The sequence below is a fragment of the Rubellimicrobium roseum genome, from assembly GCF_006152145.1.
GTDB classification, from domain to species: domain Bacteria; phylum Pseudomonadota; class Alphaproteobacteria; order Rhodobacterales; family Rhodobacteraceae; genus Rubellimicrobium; species Rubellimicrobium roseum.
Genome location: NZ_VDFV01000104.1, coordinates 1 through 4,165, shown reverse-complemented (window position 1 = coordinate 4,165; position 4,165 = coordinate 1). Strand labels below are relative to the sequence as shown.

Genomic DNA, 4,165 nt, shown 5'->3' with positions numbered 1-4,165 from the left:
AACCCCTGTCCGCACCCCGCCAGATCAACCATCCGATGTGGCCCAGACCGAAGCGTCACCGCCGTCCGTCCGAGGAGGCCTGATCTAGTGAAGGATTCGGGGGATGACAACCCCTTTCTTCCATCCCGTCGATCTGCCTTCGCGTCAGCCGAACCACTCGGAGTCCGGACGACGCGTCCGACCCATATGGGGTTTCGGATCTCCCCCTTCAAGGTACTCATGTCCTGGAAGGGTAGTCCTCAAAGATACGTCCCAGTCCGGCCTTCCTGACGATCGGACAGGGTTGATCCCGGATGATCGGACGCCACCGGAGACAGGGTCTAGGCCTCATCAGGACGTCCGCGATGAGGCGCTGCGGGTTGACCCTGGTCAACGTGCCTCTTGTCCTGACGCATGAGCAGGGCGTGGATCATGCCTCCGAGGTTCAGCTGCCCCCTACCGTGCTGACGGGTCAGCTGGCGCAGATAGCCGCCGGGGTTCCGTATCTCGCCGAAGCGCTGGAGCATCGCAGCCAGCACCCCAGCCGCAAGCTCGGGACCCATGCGATGACAGGCCTCGGTCCAGACGGGAGTGCCGATGCCCATGTAGCCACGCAGCATCTCGGCCAGATCCACCAGGTCGCGCCAGCGCCTTGGGGGGGTTGCGGCATAAGCCAGCACCTCCGGGCAGGCCGTCAGCAGCAGTTCGAGAGGGATTCCAGGGGTTCGCGGGGTCTTGGGAGCGCGCGTTTCGGTTCTTTGGCATGGTTCAGGGCCACCGGAGGACCGCTTCGGTCTGGCATCTTCGCAGCCGGCTTCGGCTTCAGAAGATTCATAAGGAGTCTGGATATGACTCTCTATGTGCCGCTCATTTTGGCTGTCACTGCCGCTCATTCCCTCTGTCGACAGCGCACAGCGACGGTCCTTCTCCACCTGCACGACGAGGTCGCGGACCAAGTCCTCGAGATCGACCCGTTCCAAGCGGCGGCGCAGGCGCGCGCGAACAGCAAGGAGCCAGGGTTCCGGCTCCTTGCCCAGGAAGGCCGCGAGCTTGAGCGCATCGCGCAACAGGACCGAGACCTCGGTCCGCAGATGGCTCAGCGCCAGGTCCTCGGCCTCGGCGGCCCGGGCCAGGGCCTCGAGATCGGCCGCGCGCAGGAGAAGCGGGCGCAGATCGAAGCCGTAGGCCGCGACGACCTGTCCCTCGCCGTCGCGCCGGACATAGCGCTTGCCGTTGGGGCTGTCGCGACGCAGCAGAAGGCCCGCGCGCAGCAGGGCGGCAAGGTGCCGACGCAGCGTGCTCTCGGGCATCCCCCGGGTGCGCTCGGAGAGCCGAGCGTTGGAGGGAAAGACCACGAGAGGCTCGCCGTCCCGGAGCTCACGCCCGGGCAAAAAGCTCAGGAGCGCCTGCAGCACCGTGAGGGCTCGGTCGGTCAGGCCGAAACGGGCGCGGGCCGCACGGAGGCGGTCCAGGAGATGCCATTTGTCGCAGGGAAGGGCGGGAGCAGGGACCTGGGAGGCCGCCGCGATCTGGGAAAGCGTGACCTGAGCCCGTCCGAAGGGCGTGAGCGCGATATGTTGCATGGCCGTGCACGGCACGAAAACAGCCACTCGGCCCAGGCCGGTGTTGACAGTATTTCGGTGAGGAGGCTATTCTCGGGTTGTGATTTCCGGCTGTTTTGGCTTGCAGGCCTCAGCTAGCGTTTAGCCTCCCTGGGATGGTTCCTGCCTTCCTGGGGAGCTTTCGTTTTCGGGTATCCGTTCTCCTTTCCTTGAGTGTCTTCAGTCAGCCTAGCATTGTCCGCGGCGGGAAAGCCAGTCGCGGTGAAGCTCGGCCAGATGCTTGAGGAGCCACTCCTCGAATCCTTGGGTTCTGGCGCGGTCCAGACGTAGCACCACAGCCGTCTCGCTCGTGCGCGCGGCACCCAGGCGGGCACCTTCGGCGCTGCGCAGCGGGTGGGTGGGCCGACGGATGGCTCGAGGCGCGGTCGGGTCGGGTGGACGCGGCCGGAAGGGCTTCTCGAGATAGGCGAAGAGCGCCTCGAATCGCTCGTCGGAGCTCTCGTCCTTGGCCGTGGCCATGATCATCATCTTGAGGTGGTCGGCGTCGTGGCCCGCAGCGGCGATGCGTTCGCCCACCAGCATCCAGCGGTCGCGACCGGCCGAAACCGCCGAGCCGATGAAGCGGATGAGGTCGAGCGGCACGCGCTCCATGACCGCCAGCATGCGCGAGACCACCGTCTTGTCGACGGACAGCGCGTCCCCGATCGCCTTGCGGTCGAAGCCGGCCTCGAGCATCTGCCAGGCGAAATGTGCCTTCTCGATGAAGCTGAGGTCGCGGCGGGTCGAGTTCTCCTGACCCTGGGCCATGACCAGCGCGGGGTCGTCGATCTCGCGCACCAGCGCCTTGACGGTCCGGCCCAGGTCTCGCGCCGCCAGCACCCGCCGGCGGCCATAGACGACCTGGTAGCGCCCCTCCTTCTCGGGATGCGGACGCACGAGCACGGGGACCTGCTGGCCGTATTCGGCGATGGAGCGGGCCAGGGCCGCGTCGTTTTCCGGGTCCGATTCCAGCCGGTCGGGCAGGCCTCCTGCCTCGATCGACCAGGGATCCAGGTCCAGCACCGCTCGGGCCCGCAGTTCGGCCAAGCTCTGGGATACCGCGCCGATGGCGCCCCGCCCGGCCCGCATGCGGACGGGGGCGGCCGGCACGGAGGCTGCGGTCTCGGGCGGCGCCTCGGAGGTGGGGGGCAGAAGGCCCGACAGGAGGTTCTTGCGGCCCATCAGCGCCCCCAGGCCTTCTGGATGAGCCCCTGGATCTCGCCGTTCACGGCGTCGAGGCTCTCGAGCGCCCGCTCGTAGGTGGAGCGGCTGAAGGCGCCTTTCTCGACCTCGTAGAGGGTCTGCTTGGTCAGCGCGGCGTCGGAGATGGCGGTGGACTTGAGCACCGGATGGTTGAGCACGTGCTCGCCGAAGAGGGTGCGCATGAAGCTCACCATCTGGTTCTGCGGACCATCGCCCGGCTCGTAGCGGGTCACCAGATACCGCAGCCAGTCATACTCCATGTTGCCTCCGGCCTCGGCGACGACGCCCAGAAGGTCCGAGGTCATGAGGAGGAACTGGCACATGCTCATCACGTCGAGCATCTGCGGGTGCACGGTGACGAGGACGGCAGTGGCGGCCGAGAGCGCGGCCATGGTCAGGAAGCCCAGCTGGGGCGGACAGTCGATCACGACGAGATCGTAGTCCGCCTCGACGCTTTCCAGGGCCTCGGCGATCTTGGTGAAGAACGGATTGCCGGACCGCGCGGCCCCTTCCTGAGCGAGAAGGCGCGGCGTCTCGTGCTCGAAGTCCATGAGATCGAGATTGCCGGGAACGAGGTCGAGGTTGGCGAAGCAGGTGGGACGGATGAGTTCGCGCAGCGGACGCGGGTCCTCATCGCGGATGGCATCCCAGAGCGTGCCGCCGTCGAAGAGGTCGAGTTCGGGCTGCACCCCATGGAGCATGGACAGCGAGGCCTGGGGATCGACGTCGATGGCCAGCACCCGGTATCCGTCGAGCGCGCATCTCTGCGCCAAATGGGCGGCGGTGGTAGTCTTGCCCGACCCGCCCTTGAAGTTGACCACGCAGATGACCTGGAGATGGTCGCCGTCGCGCCGACCCGGCATGTAGGTGCCCGGAACGCGGCTGCCCTCCTCGAGGAGGTGGCGCAAGGCCGCGATGTCGTGCGATGTATAGTACCAGCCCCGCTTCGGCCCCTTCGCTGGCGTGGGACCACGGCCATCGAGCGCAAGGCGGCGCAGCCAGGCGTCGCTCACGCGCAGGAAGCGCGCGGTCTCGATGGAGTTGAAGCGGCGGAGCGTCTTGTGGGCGTCAGGGGGGAAGAGCTCGGCGCGGTGCGCCACGAGACGATCGGACAGGGCGCGGGCGTGCTCGGCCACCAAACGGTCGATCCGAGTACGAGGCACCCGGGCGGATGGAAGCTCCTGCAGCTGAAACTTGAGATTACGTTTCACAAAACGCCCCATACTTCACGCGTTCGTGATGCCGACTCATTCGATTCGGCACAAGAGAAATCTTCCGCTTTTCGGGTCGGATCGGCTGATTGCCGCGCGCAGGGGCCTCAAATGCAAACGGCGGCCCGTGCGGGGCCGCCGTTTGTCTGGGATCTGGTTGCGGGGGCAGGA

The 4,165-nt window shown here is 66.7% G+C and carries 3 protein-coding genes; all 3 read right to left on the bottom strand.

Features of this window, described 5'->3' with window-relative positions; genetic code table 11:
* Positions 1 to 320: 320 nt before the first annotated feature.
* On the bottom strand, positions 321 to 1,562 hold the full coding sequence (repC, locus tag FHG71_RS22775; protein ID WP_139084063.1) for a plasmid replication protein RepC: 1,242 nt from the start codon (positions 1,560 to 1,562) through the stop codon (positions 321 to 323).
* 207 nt (positions 1,563 to 1,769) lie between these two features.
* The gene (repB, locus tag FHG71_RS22770; RefSeq protein WP_139084061.1) at positions 1,770 to 2,762 is read right to left on the bottom strand and encodes a plasmid partitioning protein RepB; all 993 of its coding nucleotides are present in this window, start codon (positions 2,760 to 2,762) and stop codon (positions 1,770 to 1,772) included.
* Positions 2,762 to 3,946: a plasmid partitioning protein RepA gene (repA, locus tag FHG71_RS22765; RefSeq protein ID WP_246045578.1), complete on the bottom strand. Its 1,185-nt coding sequence runs from the start codon at positions 3,944 to 3,946 to the stop codon at positions 2,762 to 2,764. The genes repB and repA overlap by 1 nt, the downstream gene beginning before the upstream one ends.
* Positions 3,947 to 4,165 lie beyond the last annotated feature (219 nt).

Bases quoted from the DNA above. Each gene is read 5' to 3' on its own strand.
- repC (WP_139084063.1), bottom strand. From the start codon at position 1,562: ATGCAACATATCGCGCTCACGCCCTTCGGACGGGCTCAGGTCACGCTT.
- repB (WP_139084061.1), bottom strand. From the start codon at position 2,762: ATGGGCCGCAAGAACCTCCTGTCGGGCCTTCTGCCCCCCACCTCCGAG.